Here is a 23,022-nt window from a genome sequence, read left to right on the forward strand (position 1 = left end):
AAATTATTTTCATAATGTGAAATAATGCATTTGGATATTCTCATGTTAAATTTAGAAAACTACGTATAGACAACTATTAAGAAAGGGTGCAGTGGTTGTGAAAAAACAGCAGCAAAAGCAATCCCAAATGGACCAACTGCAGAAAATGCAGCAAGCGACTCAGCAGCTTCAGGAAAACCAGCCTGCCATGGAGCAGCAATTTCAGGCACAAAAGAAACAGGCATTGCAAACTATGCAGGAAGCTTCGCAAACCATTCAGCAAAATGTATCAATGGCAAATCCACAAGGCATACAGCAAGCCGGGCAAAAGCTTCAGCAGGCCGTCCAACAGCTTGATTTGATGCAGGGCATAGCTGTAACCCAGGCTGCTACAGCTCAGCAGCAGCAATTGGAGCAGGTTCAGCAGCAGATTGAACAGGCCTCGCAAACCCTAAGTTTGATTGAATCGCTGAATACTACCAATAACAGCTTCAAAAAAGGATGAATGATAATAAAACCCAGCTTATGGATCACATTAAGCCGGGTTTTATTTTTTAAGAGGCAAAATCATTTTTGTTATTCTGCAGTACTGTTTTGACCGCATCGCGAATTTCCTGGTATCCTGTGCAGCGGCAGAGATTGGATTGCATCCATTCCTCGATGGTTGTATCATCTGCATCTGGATGTTTAGCCGCTAGGGCATGGCAGTTTAAAATAAAGCCGGGTGTACAAAATCCACATTGAATGGCCCATTTTTCTACAAATATCTTTTGAATCGGCGAATTCATCAGCGCTTCTATAGTAGTAACCGGTTGATTGACGGTTTCTACCGTTAGAGATAGGCAGGCGTGCTGTGGTTCACCATTAATCAAAACCGTGCAGGCCCCACAGTCCCCATTTTGACAGGAACGCTTAGCACCGGTTAAGCCAAGCTCTTCCCTTAGTGTTTCAAGCAAGGTATCTGCTGACCGAACCATAACATCTTTTGAATCCCCGTTTACATGTAATTTTACGATTGTTTTTTCCGTACCATTTGTGTTCATGCCTTTGCAGCCTCCAAATTATCCAGCATTTCCCTAAGGGTATTTTTTAGTACAAATTGACGGTATGCGGCTGAGGCTTGAATATCTTCGATAATCTGCGCAGGCAAACGGGTGAGCGCTTTATCAATCCGTTCATCAATTGAAAGGGAGGTATCATTTAAAGCAGACTCCATTTCGCTTGACCGGAACGGGAATTCACAAACTCCGCTGAGTGCCGCCAGGATCTGCTTGTCCTTTTCAACAGCCGCGAGCGAAACAATTGGATATCCTATTTTAGAAATTTTCGTTTTTTTCAGGCTGACAAATGGGAGATTGACATTTGTTTTGTTAATCAGTATCTGGACGATGAATTGACTTGGATTTAGCTTGATTTCCTTATCGAAAATATCATTTAGCGGCAGGGTTGTCTCACCCTCATCACCAGCTATTCTTACCTTTGCATCCGCTACTAAAAGGGGCAAAAGGCTTTCCCGATAGATAAGCCGGCTGTTCAGATTTCCACCAAGTGTAATTTTATTACGTGAAGTATGGTCAGCTACCCGTTTTATTGTTTGACTAAGCAAAGGATATAGGTCTGTTTCCGAAATTTTGTTTAATGAGAGGGAAGAGCCGATGACAAGCTCCTCACCCTGGAATTCTATAACATTGCATTCCGGAATTCCTTTTAGGTCAATAACTGCTTCGGCTGTCATCTTATTGATCCTGGAAAAAGTAATGAATTCTGTGCCCCCATTATAATATATAACGGTTTTTCCCTGATTCTGGAGGGATTTAAAGGTCTGAACCGCTTCTTGAATGGAAGCAGGCTTATAATATTCAAATTCAAATGGGATCATTTCAGCTTTTCCTCCCGGGTCTTCCAGATCAGTTCGGGGATTAACGGCAAATGGTTTAAATCCACTTCTGCAGCAGAAGAAAGGGCATTTGCCAAGGCACCAGCCATGCCAATTACTCCATATTCGCCAATTCCCCTTGCCCCAAATGGGCCATCAATTGCAGGTGTTTCCACGAAATCAACAAGATATTCTACTGGCTGATCGCCAAACCTCATGATTTGATAGGTTCGTAATTGCGGGTTTTGGACTATTCCCTTTTCGTCAAAAATAAACGCTTCATGACTGGCAAAACTAAGTCCTAAAAACATGCCGCCCCGCATTTGCTGTGTGGCGGTTGCCGGGTTAATGATTCTGCCGCCGTCGAGCACTGTTACTGCTTTTAAAATTTTGTACGTACAGTCTTTGGAATCCCATTCCACTTCAACTGCCTGCGCTCCAACTGACCACCAGGGGCCGGGCTTTCCGAAGCCTGTTTCCTTATCCATCGGGGTTAGATGTCTTTGGACATATCTCCCGTGCCCGACTACTTGTCCTTCGACAGTATGGCCATTGGGATATTTATATCCAAGGGCAATATCTTCGATTTTTATGCCATATTCCGGGTTTGGTTTTAAATATACCCGGCCGCCGCCGACTTCTAAATCCTCAGCAGAACATTCCATTGCGATTGCAGCTGTTTTTTTAAGCTGTGAGATGGCATCATCGCAAGCTGCCATAACTGCCCGGCCTGCCAAGAAAGTGGTGCTGCTGGCAACTGTTCGCCACTGGTGCGGATCATTTTGGGTATTGACCTCCATTGTGACGTGGACTTTATTTAGTTCCATCTTCAACCGTTCCGCTGCCATTTGTGCCAGGATTGTTTTAGTGCCCTGTCCCAATTCAATCGCAGCACAGTTTAAATTAACGCTGCCATCCGATTCAAAAGTCAGGATGGCACCTGCCTGCGCATTTGTTGCGGTTGTCGAAGTTTTCCAAAAGGTGCTGATGCCCTTTGTTACCACCTTGCCATTGTTGGTTTCAATCCGCTGACCTTGATCCCATTGAATGAGTTCCTTCGCCCTTTCCATACATTTTTCCGCATCGCCAATATTATTCGCTGTAAGGACAGTCTGTGTAGGGCTCGTATTGCCCGGCTTGATGATATTTCTTTTTCGCAGCTCAATCGGATCGATATTTAAATTTTTTGCAAGCTGGTCCATCGTCCGCTCCACTGCAAAAGTCAGCTCTGGATGTGCGTAACCCCTGAAGGATGTCGCAAAAGGATGGTTTGTATACATACAATAGGAGTCACACCAAACGTTTGGTATGTTGTATGGACCTGTACAATCAAGAGCCATGGCTCTGGTAATCCCGGCAGCCTGATCAGTATAGGCACCAGAATCAATTAAAAAGTTATATTGCCCTGCAATAAGTCTGCCGTTTTTATCAGCTCCAAGAGAAATCGTAGCCTCTAAGCCAATATGGCAGGGGGCTGTTATCAAATCTTCTTCCCGGTCATACTCAAGTTTAACCATTTTCCCGCCTACCGCCTTTGAGGCCAGATAAGCAAGCGGTTCTAATTGAACGGTACCTTTACCGCCAAAAGCACCGCCAAGCATTGGGACGTGAACGACAATATTACCCACCTCAATATTAAAAAACTGATTTAACACCTTTTTTATCGTATAGGGCGACTGGGTGGTGGAATGGACAATAACCTTCCCGTTTGGGCTAATTTCCACTCTTGTACAGCGTGGTTCTAGAGCGGCATGGTCTGAAAGGTTAAAAGAATAGGTTTCTTTTATTTTCACTTCACAGTTTTCCCAAGCGGTTATGAAATCACCTTTGCGGATTTTGATATGGCTTCCGATATTTGTTCCTTGAACAGGATAAACATTACTGATAATTTTTATATACTGTCCTGAATTTTCATGGATTAGGGGTGCGCCGCTCTGAAATGCTTCCTTAACGGAATTAACAATCGGCAGTGGTTCATAGTCGACCTTAACAAGGCCTGCCGCTTTTTTTGCCTGATATTCATGATCAGCCACTACAATGGCGATAGGTTCGCCATAATAGCGTACTTTTTCATAAGCAAGTGGTGGGCGATCTGCGAGTATCGGGCCGATATGAAATGGGAACATGTCGCCGGTCACAATCGCTCGAACTCCAGATACCTTCCAGGCTTCTGTAACATCTACTGCGTTAATTTTGGCATGGGCATGAGTACTTGTAACTAATTTCGCATGGGCAAGTCCGGGCGCAGAATAATCGGCCAGGTATTTGATGTTGCCTGAAGCCTTTTCCAAAGCATCTATTCGATGCTCAGGTTTTCCGACCGACATCCAAATGTTTTCCTGCATATTATTGCCCTCCTTGAAGTAAGGAAATAAAATTCCATTAATAAATACGGAAATATTTTGAACAATGTTTGTATTTTTCACCCATTTGTAAAATTTATACAGATATAAAATTGAGGGAGAAAAGAAATAAAAATCATTTGAAAAGGCTTTCAATTTTTTTCCATAATGACCAGTTTTCCTTTATAATAAATGGGGATGAACTAACAGTTTTATCATCAATTGGAAAATAGAAGAGGGGGCTAATATGGAACAGAAGGTATTGGAGCCTAAATTACAACAGGCATTGGAGAAATTTAAGGCATTAGATGAAAAAATAACGCATTACTCAAGTATTATCGGTTTGGCTGACTGGGATCAGAAGGTGATGGCACCGAAAAAAGGGAGACACGTTTTTGCAAAGGCAGCCGGCACATTAAGGACAGAGGTGTTTAAATTATCGGTTTCGCCGGAAATGGGTGAACTGCTTACTACTTTAACACTTTCTGCAAATTCTGTAGTTTTAGATGAAGCAACAAAAGCGAAGGTAAGAGAATATAAGACTTTTTATGAAAAATCCAAAAGCATTCCCGCTCACATGTTCCAGGACTATTCGGTGCTGACAGGACAGGCAAATGATGCCTGGGAGGAGGCAAGAGCAAATAACGACTTTGGGCGTTTCCTGCCGTATCTGGAAAAGATTGTGGAGTACAAGCGAAAGTTCGCTGAAATTTATGGATATGAGGACCATCCATATGATGCTTTGCTAGATGAATTTGAACCTGGTTTAACCGTGAAAATACTGGATCCGCTGTTTGCAAAGCTAAGAGAATCCAGTGTACGGTTATTGAATCGGATTCAAAAGAATGGTAAAGGAACAAGGTCGGAAATTTTCAACCAGGCTTTTGAAGTTGAAAAACAGAAACAAATTAATCGCTATATCCTGCCAATCATTGGTTTTGATATGGAGGCCGGAAGATTGGATGAGACTGTTCACCCGTTTGCTCAAACAGTGAATATTGGGGACGTCCGCTTGACGACACGATATTTGGAACAAAATGTGCGCTCTGCCTTATTTGGCACGATCCACGAAGCGGGTCATGGCATTTACGAACAGCATATTAATCCGGAATATGAGGAATCTGTCCTTCAAAGCGGTGCCTCGTTTGGTATTCATGAATCTCAATCAAGATTTTTAGAAAACATGGTCGGCCGCAGCAAAGAATTTTGGAATTATTTTTATCCCAAGCTTAAGGAAACATTCCCAGGGCAGCTTTCAAATGTGTCTGTCGATGAGTTTTATCGAGCGGTTAACACAGTTGAGCCATCGTTCATCCGAGTTGAAGCAGATGAACTTACCTATAATTTGCATATTATGGTCCGCTATGAAATCGAAAAGGCTCTAATCGCTGGTGAAATCGAAGCAAAGGATTTGCCAAGCATTTGGAATCAAAAGATCGAGGATTACCTAGGAATTACTCCGACTTCTGATACGGTGGGAGTGTTGCAGGATGTTCACTGGTCGTTTGGCGGCATTGGTTATTTCCCATCCTATTCGTTAGGAAACCTCTATTCGGCGCAAATTCTAAGGAAAATTCAAAAGGATTTGCCGGAATTTCATCAGCTTATTGAAAATGGCAGGTTTGATGCGATTCAGGACTGGTTAAAGGAAAATATTCATCAATATGGGAAGCTTTATACACCGAATGAATTAATTGTCAAGGTAACAGGTGAAGTATTGAATGCTGACTACCTGGTGGAATACCTCGAGGAAAAATACTCCGCTGTATATGAACTGTAAAATATTTGCATTCTTAGAAACTTACATTGACATCTTTTTAAAAGTTTAATATAGTATAAGTAATAGAATATTTCCTTTTTAAAGGGGAGTAGCTGCTACAATAAAGTCGTCATTCCGAGAATTTATTCTCCGGCTTTATTGGCAACATGGACGTTGTTAGCAAGACCTTTACTTTACTGTAAAGGTCTTTTTGTATGCTTTTTTAGGCCTTTACTGTATTCGGTAAGGGCCTTTTTATTTGGCAAAAGGGTATTTTATCAACCAAAACCTTTTAAAGGAGGAATTGTTTAGTGGATGTATCTCTATTGATGGAGTATGGATGGGTTTTAATTATTTTGGTGGCATTAGAAGGTTTGCTAGCAGCGGATAATGCTTTGGTATTGGCGATCATGGTGAAACATCTCCCAGAGGAAGAACGGAAAAAGGCATTGTTTTACGGTTTAGCCGGGGCATTTATCTTCCGCTTTGCTTCTCTTTTCGCCATCTCCTTTCTTGTGGACGTTTGGCAGGTTCAAGCCATCGGTGCCCTGTATTTATTGTTTATGGCCGGCAATCACATTTTCCGTAAAGTAGTGAAAGGAAATGTTGTTGAAAAAGAGAAAAAGGAAACGGTTAGGAAAAGCGGATTTTGGACCACTGTGTTAAAGGTGGAATTAGCGGACATCGCTTTTGCTGTGGATTCAATTCTTGCTGCTGTTGCCATGGCTGTCGTCCTTCCCAATACGCCTCTGCCGAATATTGGTGGACTCGATGGCGGAAAGTTCTTGGTCATCTTTGCCGGAGGAATCATCGGCCTAGTGATAATGCGCTTTGCTGCTAATATGTTTGTTAAGCTTCTAGAGAGGCGCCCAGGCCTTGAGATTGCCGCATTTGCGATTGTTGGCTGGGTGGGAGTAAAACTTGCTGTCTATACACTATCCCATCCTGAACTAGCAATATTAAATGAAGATTTTGCCCACTCAACCGAATGGAAGGTGAGTTTTTACCTTGTCTTGGTTGGAATTGCTGCAGCCGGATGGTTCTTCTCAAAGGATAAAGTATTAAAAACTTCAGAAAAAGAAGTATCATAAAGAAATCATAAAAAAGGGGGCTGTTTCAATATGGAACAGCCTCTTCTATGTTTTTGAAATTAATTTTGTTAAAATATGTTATGATATAATATTGACATAGTAACGTAACCTAACAGATATTAATAAGAGAGGAATGATTTTGAATAAAAGGGTATGAATTTAATCCTTTTTATTGTTTAAATTGGAGTGATACATATTATTAGAAACAGTATTCCAAATTTGTTTACGCTATTTAATTTATTTTTTGGCTTTTTGTCGGTCATGTATTCGGCCCAGGGTGATTATAAGAATGCGGCCATTCTGATCTTAATCGGGATGATGCTCGATAGCATGGACGGACGGATTGCCAGAATACTGCGTGTGGAAAGTGAGCTCGGGAAAGAGCTTGATTCACTCGCTGACATCGTTACCTTTGGTGTTGCGCCTGCGATGATGGCTTATTACTCCTACTTTTCTACATATGGCATCGTGGGCATGGCGATTTCAGGTTTGTTTCCATTATTCGGAGCTTATCGATTAGCCCGCTTCAACATAAATGCGGTGAAATCTTCATTAAAGTATTTTACGGGTGTACCCATCACGGCTGGGGGCGGGGTGTTAACGCTGTTGACGCTGTTTCACGGCAAAATGCCATCAATTGTTCTCCCTATCGCCTTTTTTGTGATTTGTTTCTTAATGGTAAGCACCGTTAAAATCCCAAGCCTGAAGGACGTTCCTCTGCCCAAATACGGAATTATTGTCACTGCTTTTTTAGGCTGCGCCATTTATTTATTTTTCAAAAAAGAACAATATCGTTTTCCGTACTTTCTCTATGTAGCCATACCGCTATACATCGCGTTTATTTGGTTCCAGCTGGTTAGAGAGAAAAGAAAACGAAATACTCGTTAATCATTTTAGAAAGAGGGCTTAGAAGAAATGAAGGTAAAAGTAAATCGTAGTGCTGCAAAGGAATTGAAAAAAATGCTTGGACAAGAGGAAGCAGAGGGTAAATTGTTTCGTGTTTATGTTTCCAACATCCACGGCGATCATGCCCATTATGACCTGATGCTTGATACACCAACCGACAAGGATGAAGTGGTAAAATCCGATAAGGATATTGATTTTATTCTGGAAAAGGATAATGAATGGTTGGATGGTGTTTGGATTCAATTTTTCCAAGTACCTAATGAAGAGTGGGTAATTACCAACCCATCCAGAGGCGGCCATCACCATCATCATTAATCATCAGGAGCAACTATCAGTTTCTTATTTTCATCTCCCTCCCTGCGGAATATCGCAGGGAGTTTTTTTGTTGTTACCATAAAAATATCATGTAAATTAGAAGTCTCCTTCTTTGAAAAGACTTATTCAAAAATGGTAATCTAATGTAATGAGCAGAACAGAAGGGAGCAAGAGGAATTGAATAATCATATAGATATTAAATTAATTGCCCTTGATATGGATGGGACCTTATTAAATAATCAGCATGAAATTTCTGTGGCAAACCGTGAGGCAATCAAAGAAGCCCAGGATAAGGGCGTATTTGTTGTTCTAAGTACAGGACGATCTTTTTTAAATAGTCATAATCATGCCGATTCTCTAAATCTTTCGTCTTTTTTGGTGACGGTAAATGGAAGTGAGATTTGGGATGAAAAACGCGAACTTGTGAGAAGATCGCTTGTAAAATCTGAACAAATTGAATGGATGCTGAAGCTTGCCAATGAGCACAAAGCAACATTTTGGGCAATCAGTACGGAACGAAACTGGCACAATGAAATGCCAGAGGATTTGCATTCTGTTGAGTGGATGAAATTTGGCTTCAATATTCATGATGATGCCGTCCGCGAAATTGTGATTAAAGAGCTGGAAGCTAGAGGTGAATTTGAACTGTCAAATTCCACGCCATTCAACATAGAGGTTAACGCTTCGGGTATTAACAAAGCGCAAGGATTAAGGCTTGTGTGCGAGCGGCTCGGAATTGAGATGAAGAATGTAATGGCCGTAGGAGACTCCCTTAACGATCTGGCCATGATTAAAGAAGCTGGCATGGGTGTGGCCATGGGAAATGCCCAGGAGATTGTAAAGGAAACGGCTGACTGGGTGACAGCTTCTAATGAAGAAGATGGCGTGGCGAAGGCTATTCGCAAATGGGTTTTAGATAAATAAAATTTTTTTACTTGGAATTGGTATATGAGGAATGCATACGGGTAAAAATATATGTGCAAGCATTATTTTGCAAAATTTAGTTATGGGATTATGCTAGGAGGCACCGAAAGAAATGGAACATGGCAAGGTAAAATGGTTTAACAGTGAAAAAGGTTTTGGATTTATCGAAAGAGATGGCGGAGAAGACGTTTTCGTTCATTACTCTGCAATTCAAATCGAGGGTTTCAAAACCTTAGACGAAGGACAAGAAGTTACGTTTGATATCGAAAACGGCCAGCGTGGGCCGCAAGCGGTAAATGTCCGTAAAGCTTAATAACTGTTAAAAATTAAACAGACTCTTTTAAAGGGTCTGTTTTTTTCGTAAAAAAATTGGGCCGTTCGCGTTTTGGTGTGCGAACGGCCTTTTTTGGTTGGTTGTTTTTTAAAAGGTAACTAACTATTGTGAGTGGGCACCGTGTTTTGCTTAAAAATAGTTGGAATTGGGCCAAAATTCGCGCGGAAGTTTCCTTTTTTCGGAATATGAACACCCGTGCAAATGGATATATCGTATTTTCTAGTATCTAACGGGAACTTTTATGTGCTGAAAAAATATATCTGCGAATTTTTGATGGATATCTGCGAATTTTAAATTTTATCTGCGAATTTTCAAATATATCTGCGAATTTCTGAATTTATCTGCGGATTTTCAAATATATCTGCGAATCCCAAAATAGGTTAAAACAGTCTACTTATTTTTGGGCATTATAAAAGGCATTTCAGTTGGAAAGTAAATTCTTCCCTTATTTGTGCCTGACGAATTAAGATTTGCCGAGCGAAGCAACCTGCCAGAAACATCTGGCGAAGATATTTGCGCGAACTCCCTAAACTGTTGATTGGTAATACTAGGCCCATATAATAAAAAATAATCCTGGATAGTGTAAAGATGGGCATTTGGAACAAAGGTGTTACAAAATGAACAATACCAATTTTGGTTTTTGCGTTGCATTGGTAAATGTAAACAAATTGGACAATGCACCCCCGGCAACAAATCACCATGGAGTATGTCAAATCTCTTGAGAATTGGCTTTGTTGGAACAGTATTAAGTTTCAACAAAAGTTTATCAAACTTCCGAAGATCCTTTGGGTCAAATATCTCTTGTTTATGGAAATTCTCAAATAACTGCATTTTATGAAGAATACTAGGGGATTTGCAGATGCGCTGCATGACCTTCAATCCGTTTCTCCCGACAAAGGAAAGAATGGCATTAGGATTACTGAAAACTACTAAATATTCAATGGGTAATGGTGGTAAATTGTGTTCAGTAAGCACTCTATTAAGGACACTTTGATGCCTTTCTACCTGAAAGATTGGATAGGGGTATGTATATTCTTCACCGTTAACTGTTTGAATTAATTGTTCTGAATCTGTGTCAATTAAGATCTTTCCCTTATAATTTTTCACATCTATGATAATTCCGCTTTTGGTAGTTGTAAGAAAGGTATCAATTTGGCAGTTGTACTCTCCATCGGGAAGGTTCAAATCGTGGAAAATATGGTATTCTTTTTCGGGGAGAGAGTGTAGGTAGAAATCAATCGATTGTTCACCCCGGTATCCGGCCCATCGTCCGGCTAATTCATCTGAAATCAGTTGCCATTTTGGATGGTTTTTCCGTAGACGCCTTACCAAGGCCTCTAAAATAAGAATAATCAGTGGGATAAAGCGTGGTTTTATTATCAAATTCATCACTCCTTTTTAATTTCCCATTAATCTTTCTCAAAAAGAAGAAAATTTCCTGCTGAATTTTGCAGGAATTTGTCAAAATTTTGTTACACTTTTATTTAAGGGGGAAATACCATGAACGAACCGATTGCCATTGTAACAGGATCGTCAAGCGGATTCGGCCTTTTAACAACTCTGGAGCTTGCTCGGTCGGGTTTTCATGTTATAGCGACGATGAGAAATCTTGAAAAAAGTGGCGGACTCCTTTCAGAAGCCAAGAAAGAAAACATCGAAAATAAACTCACCATCCACCAACTAGACGTTACCTCACAAGATTCAATCAACCAACTTGCCAAACTAACGGAAACTCTAGGCCGTATCGACGTACTCGTCAACAACGCGGGCTACGCCGCTGCCGGGTTTGTCGAGGAGCTCCCGATGGAGGAATACCGTAAACAATTTGAAACAAACGTTTTTGGCGTGATGGCAGTTACGAAAGCCATCTTGCCATTTATGCGACAGCAGCGTCATGGAAAAATCATTAATCTTAGCAGCATCAGCGGCGTTGTCGCCTTTCCAGGAATGTCACCATATGTGGCATCAAAGCACGCCCTCGAAGGCTGGAGTGAATGCCTCCGCCTGGAAATGAAGCCATTTGGCGTGGATATAGTACTTGTAGAGCCTGGATCGTACAGGACCAGTATTTGGTCTTCAGGAAAACAAATTACCCGCTCCCAACCCAACTCACCGTACTACCGATTAATGGAAGGCATGGAAAATTACATTCTAACCGGAGAAGAAAAGTTTGGCGACCCACGGGAGGTAGCCCAAAAAATCGCAGTAATAGCCAAAATGCAAAAACCAGCATTACGTTTTCCTATTGGTAAGGGTGTACAAATGGCCATCCTCATTAAAAATCTGATCCCCTGGAGCCGATGGGAGAGGATTCTATTAAACAAACTACCTAAGAGATAAAATTCAAGAAGTTCTTGTGGAATATTTTTGAAATTAATTCCAACATTTAGAAACAAAGTGCAGCCACCATTTTGGCTGCATTTTTGGTTTTTTTAAAATAATAAATTTTTGAAAAAGTCGAATTTTTTTGGCAGGAATTTAAGGATATTGTGAGAATATTAGAAATAAGATAGAAAAAAAGGGGGTTTTAACATGGATATCCAAGTAGTAGAAAAAAATGAATTGAGAGTAGTTGGAATTTCATGGAATGGAAGTTATACTGAAACTAACAAGATACCCAAGTTGTTTACAAAATTTGAACAACGACTAGAGGAAATTTCCTTTAAGACAGAGGAACCGGTTCTTATTGCCCCGTTTCATAGCCGGGAGACGGAGTTTACTTATTACGTCACTGCACCTGTTGAAAAAATTACAGAAATCCCGGAAGGAATGGTTGGCTTTACGATTCCAAGTAAAAATTATGTGGTGACAACCCATAAAGGAAAACCTGAAGAGGTAGAAAATACATATAACCTTTTGTTTACGTGGATGAAAGAATATGGCTATGAGCAAGACCATCAAGCATTAAGTTTAGAGATTTATAAGGAAGAGCACAAAGGGCAAAATGCCAGCGGTGATCTTCATTTTGAAATTTATTTGCCAGTTATGGTGTATAAATAAAGTTTATTTTTTCATTTATCAGTTCGGTTTCCTTTACAGATGCACTTCTGTATAATAATATTAAAATAATTTAACAGTAATTCCTTCGGGGCAAGGTGAAAATCCTTACCGGCGGTGATGAAGCGCATGCTTCTTAGTCCGTGACCCGGTTAACAATTTTGTTAAACGGTGGATCTGGTGAAATTCCGGAGCCGACAGTTAAAGTCTGGATGGGAGAAGGGAAATAGCAGGATTAAAATTGGCGAAATTTAGCCTTTTTTAAGCCTTAATTTTCTATTGTCTTTAAACAGGCCCTGAAGGTTTTTTACCTCAGGGTCTTTTTGCTTTTTAGAAGAATCTTTAATCCCTGGAAACCCTAATGAAGGGAGAAAGAAGGATGTTTACCGGAATTATTGAAGAGATTGGTACTATTTCGGCTATACAGCGGACTGGTAATTCATTTGTGATGACGATTGAAGCGAAAAAAATTCTCGCCGATGTTCATCTTGGTGACAGTATTGCTGTCAATGGGGTTTGCTTAACTGTTACCTCCTTTACGGGAACCCGCTTTACGGTCGACGTCATGCCGGAAACGGTTAAAGCCTCTAGTTTAAATTCGTTAAAGCGCGGCTCAAAAGTAAATCTTGAGAGAGCAATGGCGGCCGGTGGAAGGTTTGGCGGTCATATTGTTTCGGGGCATATCGATGGCACCGGGGTTATTAAAAGTAAAAATGCGCTTGAAAATGCTGTCTATTATGAAATTGAGACCGAGCCGGAAATATTGAAATACATCATTTATAAAGGCTCCATAACAGTGGATGGGACAAGCTTAACGGTATTTGGAGTAACCGAAAACTCGTTTACCTTATCGTTAATTCCCCATACGATGTCGGAAACTGTGGTCGGTAACAAAGGACCGGGTGAGATTGTAAATTTGGAATGCGATATGATTGGCAAGTATGTCGCTCATTTTATGAATAATTTTTCAAACAATCAGAAGCCTAAAGGCCAATCAGGTATTACGGCCCAATTTTTAGAAGCGAATGGATTTTTATAAAATTGCATGAAAAAACTGAACAAAGGAGTGATACGGTATGTTTGACAGGATTGAAGAAGCAATCGAAGAATTGAAACAAGGGAAGGTAATCATTGTTTGCGACGATGAGGACAGGGAAAATGAAGGAGATTTCATAGCGCTTGCCGAAAAAACAACTCCTGAGGTTATCAATTTGATGGTAACGCATGGGAGAGGCCTTGTCTGTGTTCCGATTGAGGAAGAATTAGCAAAAAAACTGGATTTAATGCCGATGGTAGCGAACAATACCGACCCGCATGGGACTGCTTTTACAGTCAGCATTGATCATAAAAATTCTACAACAGGTATTTCGGCCTTTGAACGGTCTGCGACAATCATGAATTTGATTGATCCTCAGTCAAAAGCTGCCGATTTTAAACGTCCTGGCCATGTTTTTCCGCTTATCGCTAAAAAAGGCGGCGTCCTTAGAAGAACAGGTCACACAGAAGCAGCAGTAGATCTTGCAAACCTATCTGGAGCCAAACCTGCTGGCGTCATTTGTGAAATCATGAATGAAGACGGGACGATGGCCCGGGTGCCGCAGCTAAGAAAAATCGCCGATAAGCTGGGCCTGAAAATGATTACGATCAAAGATCTGATTGAATACCGAAATCAAAAGGATAAATTGGTGAAGCGGGAAGTGGAAATCAAGTTACCGACTGAATATGGCGATTTTAAAGCAATCGGGTATTCAAATATGGTAGACGACAAAGAGCATGTTGCTCTCATTAAAGGTGAAATTGACCCGGAGAAGCCAATTCTGGTCAGGGTTCATTCGGAGTGCTTAACGGGTGATGTTTTTGGGTCTTACCGCTGTGACTGTGGTCCGCAGCTCCACGCCGCCCTAATGCAGATTGAACAAGCAGGCAATGGTGTGCTGTTGTATATGCGCCAGGAAGGCAGAGGCATTGGCCTCCTTAACAAAATGAAGGCCTATCAGCTTCAGGAACAAGGCTATGATACGGTAGAGGCAAATGAAAAACTCGGATTTAAGCCTGATTTAAGGGATTATGGAATTGGTGCACAAATTTTAAGAGATCTTGGCATCAGAAAAATGATGTTATTAACGAATAATCCGCGTAAAATTAAGGGCCTAAAGGGCTACGACCTGGAAGTCGTCGAGCGGGTACCGCTGCAAATGGAAATGAGACCAGAAAATGAAAGCTATTTAAAAACCAAACATGATAAATTAGGCCATCTGCTTCATTATTAAAAATACGGAGGAATAGAAATGGGACATATTTTTGAAGGAAATTTAGTTGGTACAGGACTGAAAGTCGGAATCGTAGTAGGACGTTTTAATGAATTTATTACAAGCAAATTATTGTCTGGGGCACAGGATGCTTTAAAGCGCCATGGAGTGAATGATGCTGATGTGGATGTCGCGTGGGTTCCAGGCGCATTTGAGATTCCATTAATCGCTAAAAAAATGGCGGACAGCAAAAAATATGATGCAGTTATCACACTTGGTACTGTTATCCGCGGTTCTACACCACATTTTGATTTCGTGTGTAATGAAGTGGCAAAAGGAGTATCCCGCATCACGCTTGACACTGGCATTCCGGTTATTTTTGGGGTATTAACCACAGATTCAATCGAGCAGGCAATCGAGCGGGCTGGTACAAAAGCAGGCAACAAAGGCTGGGATGCTGCTTCTGGCGCCATCGAAATGGCCAACCTAACAAGAAATTTTGAATAATAGAAGGCTATGGGGGCACCTTTTTAGGGTTGCTCCTTGCTTGTTTAATTCAATAAATTGATTTAAAAAGAAGAAAGTAAAAACAAAAACATATACAAATGAACCAGACTTTTACTATAATAATAACAGCATAAAAAAATAATCTTTAAAAAACAGGTGCTAAAGTCTTAAAACAAGACTCTTAGCTTAATAGGGAAGTTGGTTAAAAGCCAACGCGGTCCCGCCACTGTAAATGGGAGCAACCTATACGATGTCACTGTCTTAATAGATGGGAAGACATAGGAAGCAATGACCATGAGCCAGGAAACCTGCCTGTTTTTAAACACAAATGCCTACGTGGATAGGAGAGTGTTAAGCAGGAAACGTCACTCGTTTGTTACTTAGCATACATAACACCTCCTCCTAACTGATAGGAGGATTTTTTTATGCCAATTTTGGGGTAAAGATAGAAAGGGAGAGAAGAAAATGAAACTAACCAAGATTAAGGCAATCATGTTGATTGGTGCACTGGCACTTTCGCTGCCAATCAATGTGTACGCCGAAGAGAATGTTTCAGACCAGATCCACAAGACAGCACTGCATGTTCAATCGTCAGTATTAGACTCAGATTGGCATATAATAACTCTCGGTAGAGCAGGTAAGCTGACAGCATCTAATAAGACAGCTTATCTTGATAAGTTAGATGTTCGTTTAACAGGGGATGTGAAGGGTACTGAATTGCATAAGATTATATTAGCACTTCGTGCACTAGGGGAAAACCCACAAAATTATAAAGGTCAGAACCTAATTAAGAAAGCTTATAGTGATACAACATTAATATCTACAACAGCTTATATCTATGCTTTAATCGCATTAGATTCCGGTGATTACGATATTCCAGCTGATGCACTATGGACCAAGCAGAAGCTGATTGATAGGATTACAGCCTCTGACCTGCCAACAGGCGGATGGGCAGGCTGGGATGGTACGGCTAGCGTTGATTCTACAGGTATGGCGCTTACCGCTTTATCTGCCCACAAAGATGATCCTGTTGTAAAGGCTGATATTGATAATGCTGTTAATTTCTTAAAGACTTCAGAAGGTGCTAATGCGGAATTTGGCGATTCTTTCAGTGGTGATAACGCTAACTCTACCTCTCAAGCAATTATCGGTTTATCCTCAGTAGGAGTTGATCCGACCGCTGGTGATTTTGTTAAGGGGTCTACTAATCCAGTTAAAGCATTGCTATCATATAAGACACAGCCATGGGAAGATGGTTTTAAATGGCTGAAAAGTGAAACAGCCGAAAACTCAATGGCAACTGAACAGGCATTTCAAGCGCTAGTAGCATATGACCTATTTAAGAATGGTGATAGACTTTTTCACTTCTCTGCACCGCTGCCGGTGGAATCAACACCAGCCCAGCCATCTACACCTGCTCCAACACCAACAGTAGTAAACAACAATAATTATGTGACTGTTACGCCGACAACAGACGTTTCAAAATTGCCTGTCTCAGAGTCCACGAAAGAGGTAATTAGAGAAATCATTACAAACAATAATGCTGGCACAGCTGGAGCTGCAGGAAACACATCTTCACAGCCGCAAGTGATAGTCGTCCAGCAGCCTGCCGCGGTTCAAACAGCAGCTGGTGAACCCAAAGTTGAGGTAAAAGTTGAAAAAGAAAGTGGTACCATCAATTCCAATAACCTTAAGGTAGGAGGCACTACCGCATTTATTGGGGCACTGGCTTTAATTCTTAGAAGAAAGTTCTTGGGGGTGTAACCATGAAAGGCTGGCAGAAAATCATCGGTGATATTGCATCATGGCTTTTGGTTATCGGCGGGATTGGCTATGCTTTATATGGCTATACTCCGGGCAAAACGATTACAACGACAACCACCACCCCTCAGGTTAAACAAGTTCAGCAGGATCAGCAAACTGCTGCGGAAACTGTAAAGAATGTGGAAGGGATTGTTTCCAATGCGGAAGCAACGTCATCTGATACAGCTGGAAAGAATTCAACCGTAAAAGTAATTACTACTCAGCCTGTAAAACAAACTTCAACGGTAACGCAGCAGCCAGCGGGCAGTACGGCACCAGCATCTGCACCGGTCGAAGAAAAAAAGCAAGACACAGTAACTGTTTCAGTAAAGACGCCTGATGGCTATTTAATTGCACCGCGGTCAGTTGAAATAAACAATCAAACGAAAGCAGCTGATGTTTTAAAACAAGTCTGTCAGGAGGCTGGCATAAAGCTGGAAACTACTGGTTCAGGTGCCACGTTATATACAAAAGGTATTGGCGGCTGGCGTGAGTTTGACAAAGGGCCATACAGCGGATGGAGCTACAGAATAAATGGAGTCAAAGGAGACCGCTCATCCGGCATAAAGGATGTTAATCCGGGCGACACATTAGAGTGGAATTATGTTGTCGATTATAGGGAGGACAAGTGATGGAGAGCGTTCTTTCCATATTTAGGCCCAGGGTACGGAACCTTTTATCGTTAAGAAACATGACCTTGATGGCGTGCCTAGCAACCTTGAGTATTGTTGGCAGGATTTATATGGGGATGATTCCAAACGTCCAGCCATCAACGGTTATAATAATTTGCTCTGCCTTGATTTATGGAGTAAGGTTTGGTCTGATTATTGCTGTTCTGACGGTTTTGGGTTCAAACCTGGTGTTAGGCTTTGGTCCTTTTGTTGTGATGCAGCTGATAGCATGGGGAGCAGTTGCCGTTGTATCGGGCGTAATTGGAAGGTTTTATGAGAAAATTCCCCATCTGCTTTTATCGGTATACGCCGGTTTTACCGGGCTGTTTTTTGGATTTATGGTATCCTTAAATGTTTTCATCATTGGCGGTCCGGCTGCTTTTTGGGTTTACTACCTAAGAGGGATCCCGTTTGATTTATATCATGCGGCCGGCAACTTTTTGTTTTATTTAACCCTTGGTCCAGTCCTGCTAAAGCTTTTACAAAGGCATAAGGAAAAAACATTTCATCAAAACCCAATCGAGTTAACAGATGATAAATAGCACGCCGAGCGGCGTGCTATTTTTGCATACTCTGCAGTTTTTGAATCAACGAATCGACCTTTTCGCCAACATTATAGAGTACTTCCTCCAAACCCTTTTTCCATTCAGGTGCTTGTTCTTTTATCGTGTTCCCAATCTTTTTGGCATTTTCATTTAATTCTTTACCAATTTCTTCTGCTTGGTCTTGTATGTTTGCTGCAGGATTTGTTTCCCCTGCTAGCTTAGCATTTATGGACACAACATCAAAATTTTCTTTTGGAAGAGAGGTTGTTGATGTTCTCATGATTTCTCTAAAAATAGGCACGACATTTGAAGAACTTGAGCTTGGCAGGTAGTGCTGGCGGTCCGTTTGGTCAAAACCAATCCAAATGGCCCCTACCAAATTTGGTGTATAGCCGACCATCCATTGATCTTTAGTGCCGTTTATATCTGCAAACGGAAGCTGAGTTGAACCGGTTTTCCCGGCAATTTGTACTCCCGGGATGCGGGCTTTTTGACCTGTTCCAGATTCAACCACATTTAGAAGAATGGAGGTCATTTCATTTGCGACCTTTTTAGAGGTCACTTTGGTTGTTTTAGCTTCACGTTCAGCAATAATATTGTCTGTTGGGCCAACAATTTTTGTAATCAAATGGCTGTCCTGACGCTTCCCGCCATTTGGAAAAACAGTGTAAGCATTGGCCATCTGCAGAGGGGAAACGCCTTTACTCATCCCACCAAGTGCGACTGCTAGATTTCTATCTTCTTTTTCTACAGGAATACCGAAACGTTTCAAGGAATCAAGTCCCTTGTTTAAACCTACCTGATTCAACAGCCAAACGGCCGGAACATTTAAGGAGTCTTCCAAAGCCTTATACAATGGAACCTTGCCCTGATATGTTTTTGTGAAATTTTCCGGCTTGTAATTGCCAATTGTAAGCGGCTCATCCACCAGTTCTGACGAATAAGTATAACCTTCCTCAAGAGCTGCTGTATAGACGGCTAGCGGTTTGATTGAAGAACCTGGCTGCGCCTTTAATTGCGTCGCCCGGTTAAAGCCGCGAAACACTTGTTCACCGCGTCCCCCGACGAGGGCAAGAACACCGCCTGATGCTGGGTCCATCAAGACAGAGCCGCTTTGGACGGTTTCTCCCCCCATCCCTCTAGGAAACAAGGATTTATTAGCATAAACTTTTTCTAGGCCCGCCTGTAAATGTTGATCCATTTCCGTATAAATCCGGTAGCCTCTTGTTAAAATTTCATCCTGTGTCAGACCGTATCGGGAAATGGCTTCGTTTAAAACAGCATCAACATAATAAGGATATTTCCGCTCTACAAAACTACCACCGCCGTCATGCAGGCGGATTTTTTCTTTTTTAGCTTGGCTGTACTGGGCTGTGGTTATCATCCCAAGTTCCTTCATTTTACCCAACACGACATCTCTTCGGTCCATTGCTCCCGTATAATTTCTATAAGGATCAAGATAATTCGGCGCATGCAGAAGACCGGCAATCATTGCAGCCTCACTAATGGTCATGTCCTTGGCATCCTTATTAAAATATTTCTTTGAGGCATTGCCAATTCCCCAGGCACCGCTGCCGAAATAAACTTGGTTTAGATACATTTGCAGAATTTCGTCTTTAGTATAAACTTTTTCAATTTTTACCGCTAAAAATAGTTCCTCAGCCTTCCGTTTATAGGTTCGTTCTGGCGACAGCAGCGCGTTTTTGGTGAGCTGCTGCGTAAGGGTGCTTCCTCCTCCAGTAATCCTGCCGGCGAATAAGTTACCGAAGAAGGCACGGGCGATCCCCTGAATATCGAAACCGCCATGCTCATAAAATCGCTCGTCCTCTATAGCAACCACCGCATTCGGAACATATTTGGGCAGCTCTTCAATTTTCACACCTTTTGTTCGGTTTGTTGCAACATTTGAAGCAACGTTGCCATTTTTATCATAAATAACCGTCGGCTGGCTTAGACCTTCCTTTAATGACTGTACATTGGCTCGTGAGGCGAGCCAGCCAAAATATGAAATAGTTGAAAGCACGATTACTAGACAAATCAACAATAGAATTTGAGTTAGATGTTTCCTTTTCCAGAAACGGACGACTAATTCCCAGATTGGGCGCAGCTTGTCCATAATGATCTCCTAACCTTCGTGTGATTTTTTGCTTCTTACTATTATAAATATTCATGTTAAAAAAGACCAACAAAGACGTTTAAAGAGAAATCTTTTAACACCATGACAATCGTGGACAACCAATTCCAATCTAAGCATATGTTAGTAGAAAGATAAATAATTTTTGTGGAAAGGGATGGTGTCATGATTAACTGGAGAGTCCGGTTTAAGAACCGGAACTGGGTGATTGCATTTATCTCGCAGCTATTTATTGTCGCGCAAATGATACTAGGCGGATTAAATTCCTTGGGCATAACTAGTTTCCAGCTTTCGGATGCACTTCAGGATTGGGTAATTACCTTGGCAAATGCTGTTTTTGTATTGCTATCATTGCTAGGTATTGTGCAAGACCCGACGACCAAAGGGTATGGCGACAGTACCCGAGCCTTAAATTATAAGGATCCAAATTAACCATAAAAGAGGCCGTCAAGCGAGACAGCCTCTTTTTCGCTGTTTATGAAATGGTTTGTACAAATAAACCTTCCCCCTCCAGCCATTCAGCAATAAAAATATTCTTGTAGTCCGTGATATTATGGGAATGTAGTTGAGTCGTCAGCCATGCTTCGTCATAGCCAAGGTCGTAGATTTCATCCCATAATACCTCGCCATCCCGAATAACTGTTACGGGTATGTAAACAGGTTTTGGGGGCATATTAAAATCCTCTTGAGTGGTTTTTTGATACTTTGTCTTTTTTAAAATGCTAAGTGAACCATTTGCCTCAAGATAGCAATAAGCGACTTCGCGGATCGAAAAGGTTTCACTTTGCCGGAGCAGGCTTTGCAGCTGATTGATGTTCATACGGTTTTTCTTCAATTCCTGCCGGTCCACGACACCGTTTTTAATCAGGGCAGAGGGCTTTCCTTCAACCATGCCACGAAAGGTTAGAAATTTCTGTCCAAGATATTCGACAGTTATAAGAAGAGCCCCCCATAGGACCATCGAATACATAATATAGTAAAAACTGATTTTATCATCATAGATGGCGTTACCGATTAATTCGCCTAGAACAATGGAAGAAATAAAGGTAAAGGGGGTAGCCCTTTTGATAATTTTTCTGCCGATGATTTTTATCCAAATAATGAGAAGGATAAAGCCGACAATCAGGTCAGTTGTTATATAAGCCAGTTTCATGGTCAATGCTCCAATCAAAACACATACTACATTCTTTTATTGCCAAGTATTCGTATAATGAAACACATTCCAATATCTTCAGAAAATTTCTTTACATTTTTCTAATAAAATAGTTTACTAGTATGTATCTAAAAATTTGCGAGGACATCTATATGACCAGAATAAAACAGTATATTGACCAGTTTCATCCGATTGTCTGGGTTTTGTTATTAGGAACCGTTTTAACCAGGGGCTCAGCTTTTATGACTCTGCCATTTTTGTCTATTTATTTATCTAGGCATTTGGAGCTTTCTCCAATCGTCATCGGGATTACAGTTGGGATGAGCCCGCTAATGGGAACGGTGGGGGGATTTATCGGGGGGCATCTGTCGGACCGGTTTGGCCGTAAGCCAATCATGCTGACTGCTTTATTTACACTGACACTTGTTTACTTCGGTTTTACTATTGCAAATGCGCAAATCTGGTTTATTATTCTTAACGCCCTTAATGGACTTTGTACATCCTTTTTCGAACCAACCTCTCAAGCACTTATGGCAGATTTAACTGACAAGACGAAACGCATGAAGGTTTATTCGTTACGGTACACAGCCATCAATATCGGGGCATCTGTTGGTCCGCTTCTTGGGGCCTATTTTGCCAATACATCTGCAAAAGTGTCCTTTGCCATTACAGGCAGTACCTATCTTTTGTATGCCATAATCTTGTTATGGCTAATGAATAAACTAGTTATCTCAAATGAATCTGCTGCGAAAAAAGTAGTTTCTGCGGCAGATGCATTAAAAATTATAAAGACGGATAAGGCATTAAGATATTTATTAGTTGGGATTATCTTGATAAACATGGGATATTCCCAAATAGACTCGAACCTGCCGCAGTACCTGGAAAAGTCGGTGGAGGATGGCGTGCTGATTTTCTCTGTGCTTCTTACCATCAATGCTGTCATGGTGGTGTTTTTGCAAATGCCAATCAGCCATATCGCGGAGAAGCTGAGCTTGATGCAGGGAATGGTTTTCGGTGCTATCTTTATGACAGCCGGATTAATCGGATTTAGCTTCATTAATGGTTGGGTAACTGCAATTATTGCCATGGTGCTTTTAACGGTTGGTGAAATATTGATTTTCCCGGCCAACAGCATGATGATGGACAAACTTGCCCCAGAACATTTACGCGGCACCTACTTCGGAGCCGGACAGTTTCGTAAGATTGGTCATTTCTTCGGTCCAATCCTCGGTGGATATCTACTAAGCCACCTTCAAGGACAGTTCATGTTTTTGATAATTTCGTTAGTAACCCTAGCCAGCATTATTTTCTTCACAGCAGGAAACAAAACGTTTATCAAGTCAAAGCCTGTGAAAGCTGAATCATTTTAACACCATTATGATTGCCGAAAAATCTGTCGTTTGGTAAAATTTGATAAATAATAGGAAAGAAAAAGCT

The 23,022-nt window shown here is 41.3% G+C and carries 23 protein-coding genes and 2 riboswitches; of the genes, 17 read left to right on the forward strand and 6 right to left on the reverse strand.

Annotated elements, in window-relative coordinates; genetic code table 11:
- The first annotated feature begins 97 nt into the window (after positions 1–97).
- Positions 98–484: a hypothetical protein gene (locus V5M37_RS11530; RefSeq protein ID WP_423802041.1), complete on the forward strand. Its 387-nt coding sequence runs from the start codon at positions 98–100 to the stop codon at positions 482–484.
- A gap of 49 nt (positions 485–533) precedes the next feature.
- Here V5M37_RS11530 and V5M37_RS11535 read toward each other — a convergent pair whose 3' ends face one another.
- From V5M37_RS11535 to V5M37_RS11545, 3 genes are read right to left on the reverse strand one after another with little or no spacing between them, the layout of a single operon-like run.
- Positions 534–1,022 (reverse strand): (2Fe-2S)-binding protein, encoded by a 489-nt coding sequence (locus V5M37_RS11535; RefSeq protein WP_423802042.1) that lies wholly within the window; start codon positions 1,020–1,022, stop codon positions 534–536.
- Positions 1,019–1,858: an FAD binding domain-containing protein gene (locus V5M37_RS11540; RefSeq protein WP_423802043.1), complete on the reverse strand. Its 840-nt coding sequence runs from the start codon at positions 1,856–1,858 to the stop codon at positions 1,019–1,021. The genes V5M37_RS11535 and V5M37_RS11540 overlap by 4 nt, the downstream gene beginning before the upstream one ends.
- A complete protein-coding gene (locus V5M37_RS11545; RefSeq protein ID WP_423802044.1) occupies positions 1,855–4,200 on the reverse strand; it encodes a xanthine dehydrogenase family protein molybdopterin-binding subunit in 2,346 nt (781 codons plus the stop codon). Before V5M37_RS11545 ends, V5M37_RS11540 begins: the two co-directional genes overlap by 4 nt.
- 244 nt (positions 4,201–4,444) lie before the next feature.
- Here V5M37_RS11545 and V5M37_RS11550 point away from each other — a divergent pair, with 244 nt between their 5' ends.
- The 6 genes from V5M37_RS11550 to V5M37_RS11575 all read left to right on the forward strand — a co-directional run bounded on the left by V5M37_RS11550 (position 4,445) and on the right by V5M37_RS11575 (position 9,505).
- Positions 4,445–5,977 (forward strand): carboxypeptidase M32, encoded by a 1,533-nt coding sequence (locus tag V5M37_RS11550; RefSeq protein ID WP_423802045.1) that lies wholly within the window; start codon positions 4,445–4,447, stop codon positions 5,975–5,977.
- Positions 5,978–6,267: 290 nt separating this feature from the next.
- Positions 6,268–7,047 (forward strand): TerC family protein, encoded by a 780-nt coding sequence (locus V5M37_RS11555; protein ID WP_423802046.1) that lies wholly within the window; start codon positions 6,268–6,270, stop codon positions 7,045–7,047.
- A gap of 186 nt (positions 7,048–7,233) precedes the next feature.
- Complete coding sequence (gene pssA, locus V5M37_RS11560; RefSeq protein WP_213115975.1) at positions 7,234–7,935, forward strand: CDP-diacylglycerol--serine O-phosphatidyltransferase; 702 nt, start codon at positions 7,234–7,236, stop codon at positions 7,933–7,935.
- 27 nt (positions 7,936–7,962) lie between these two features.
- Positions 7,963–8,268: an iron-sulfur cluster assembly accessory protein gene (locus V5M37_RS11565; RefSeq protein ID WP_213140428.1), complete on the forward strand. Its 306-nt coding sequence runs from the start codon at positions 7,963–7,965 to the stop codon at positions 8,266–8,268.
- Between the two features lie 177 nt (positions 8,269–8,445).
- Positions 8,446–9,192 carry a Cof-type HAD-IIB family hydrolase gene (locus tag V5M37_RS11570; protein ID WP_423802047.1) on the forward strand — a complete coding sequence of 249 codons (747 nt, stop codon included), beginning with the start codon at positions 8,446–8,448 and terminating at the stop codon, positions 9,190–9,192.
- Between the two features lie 112 nt (positions 9,193–9,304).
- Positions 9,305–9,505: a cold-shock protein gene (locus V5M37_RS11575; protein WP_213140427.1), complete on the forward strand. Its 201-nt coding sequence runs from the start codon at positions 9,305–9,307 to the stop codon at positions 9,503–9,505.
- A 411-nt stretch (positions 9,506–9,916) separates the two neighbouring features.
- Here the strand turns inward: V5M37_RS11575 and V5M37_RS11580 are convergent, their stop codons facing one another.
- Positions 9,917–10,909: a nuclease-related domain-containing protein gene (locus V5M37_RS11580; RefSeq protein WP_423802048.1), complete on the reverse strand. Its 993-nt coding sequence runs from the start codon at positions 10,907–10,909 to the stop codon at positions 9,917–9,919.
- Between the two features lie 117 nt (positions 10,910–11,026).
- On the opposite strand from V5M37_RS11580, the gene V5M37_RS11585 reads away from it, so the two are divergent.
- From V5M37_RS11585 to V5M37_RS11620, 8 genes are all read left to right on the forward strand, one after another.
- Entirely contained in the window at positions 11,027–11,866 is an 840-nt protein-coding gene (locus V5M37_RS11585; RefSeq protein ID WP_423802049.1) for an oxidoreductase, read from the forward strand.
- Positions 11,867–12,058: 192 nt separating this feature from the next.
- The gene (locus V5M37_RS11590; protein WP_423802050.1) at positions 12,059–12,526 is read left to right on the forward strand and encodes a GyrI-like domain-containing protein; all 468 of its coding nucleotides are present in this window, start codon (positions 12,059–12,061) and stop codon (positions 12,524–12,526) included.
- Between the two features lie 77 nt (positions 12,527–12,603).
- A riboswitch (FMN riboswitch) is annotated at positions 12,604–12,751 on the forward strand.
- Positions 12,752–12,902: 151 nt separating this feature from the next.
- The gene (gene ribE / locus V5M37_RS11595) at positions 12,903–13,562 is read left to right on the forward strand and encodes a riboflavin synthase (RefSeq protein WP_423802051.1); all 660 of its coding nucleotides are present in this window, start codon (positions 12,903–12,905) and stop codon (positions 13,560–13,562) included.
- A 37-nt stretch (positions 13,563–13,599) separates the two neighbouring features.
- Positions 13,600–14,793, forward strand: coding sequence for a bifunctional 3,4-dihydroxy-2-butanone-4-phosphate synthase/GTP cyclohydrolase II (locus V5M37_RS11600; RefSeq protein WP_213140424.1), 1,194 nt, complete (start codon positions 13,600–13,602; stop codon positions 14,791–14,793).
- An 18-nt stretch (positions 14,794–14,811) separates the two neighbouring features.
- Complete coding sequence (gene ribE / locus V5M37_RS11605) at positions 14,812–15,279, forward strand: 6,7-dimethyl-8-ribityllumazine synthase (RefSeq protein ID WP_423802052.1); 468 nt, start codon at positions 14,812–14,814, stop codon at positions 15,277–15,279.
- Between the two features lie 137 nt (positions 15,280–15,416).
- A riboswitch (cobalamin riboswitch) is annotated at positions 15,417–15,609 on the forward strand.
- Between the two features lie 135 nt (positions 15,610–15,744).
- Positions 15,745–17,043: a hypothetical protein gene (locus V5M37_RS11610; protein WP_423802053.1), complete on the forward strand. Its 1,299-nt coding sequence runs from the start codon at positions 15,745–15,747 to the stop codon at positions 17,041–17,043.
- A 2-nt stretch (positions 17,044–17,045) separates the two neighbouring features.
- A complete protein-coding gene (locus V5M37_RS11615) occupies positions 17,046–17,714 on the forward strand; it encodes a DUF4430 domain-containing protein (RefSeq protein WP_423802054.1) in 669 nt (222 codons plus the stop codon).
- The gene (locus tag V5M37_RS11620; RefSeq protein ID WP_423802055.1) at positions 17,714–18,295 is read left to right on the forward strand and encodes an ECF transporter S component; all 582 of its coding nucleotides are present in this window, start codon (positions 17,714–17,716) and stop codon (positions 18,293–18,295) included. The genes V5M37_RS11615 and V5M37_RS11620 overlap by 1 nt, the downstream gene beginning before the upstream one ends.
- Before the next feature lie 16 nt (positions 18,296–18,311).
- On the opposite strand, the gene V5M37_RS11625 is transcribed toward V5M37_RS11620, so the two are convergent.
- The gene (locus V5M37_RS11625) at positions 18,312–20,414 is read right to left on the reverse strand and encodes a transglycosylase domain-containing protein (protein WP_423802056.1); all 2,103 of its coding nucleotides are present in this window, start codon (positions 20,412–20,414) and stop codon (positions 18,312–18,314) included.
- 183 nt (positions 20,415–20,597) lie between these two features.
- On the opposite strand from V5M37_RS11625, the gene V5M37_RS11630 reads away from it, so the two are divergent.
- Positions 20,598–20,864, forward strand: coding sequence for a phage holin (locus tag V5M37_RS11630; RefSeq protein WP_423802057.1), 267 nt, complete (start codon positions 20,598–20,600; stop codon positions 20,862–20,864).
- A gap of 43 nt (positions 20,865–20,907) precedes the next feature.
- On the opposite strand, the gene V5M37_RS11635 is transcribed toward V5M37_RS11630, so the two are convergent.
- Entirely contained in the window at positions 20,908–21,585 is a 678-nt protein-coding gene (locus tag V5M37_RS11635) for a DUF421 domain-containing protein (RefSeq protein ID WP_423802058.1), read from the reverse strand.
- Positions 21,586–21,737: 152 nt separating this feature from the next.
- On the opposite strand from V5M37_RS11635, the gene V5M37_RS11640 reads away from it, so the two are divergent.
- Positions 21,738–22,955, forward strand: coding sequence for an MDR family MFS transporter (locus V5M37_RS11640; RefSeq protein WP_423802059.1), 1,218 nt, complete (start codon positions 21,738–21,740; stop codon positions 22,953–22,955).
- Positions 22,956–23,022: the final 67 nt, after the last annotated feature.

Origin of the sequence: Neobacillus sp. SAB-20_R2A (assembly GCF_049568635.1) — a bacterium.
Classification (GTDB): Bacteria; Bacillota; Bacilli; order Bacillales; family Cytobacillaceae; genus Neobacillus; species Neobacillus citreus.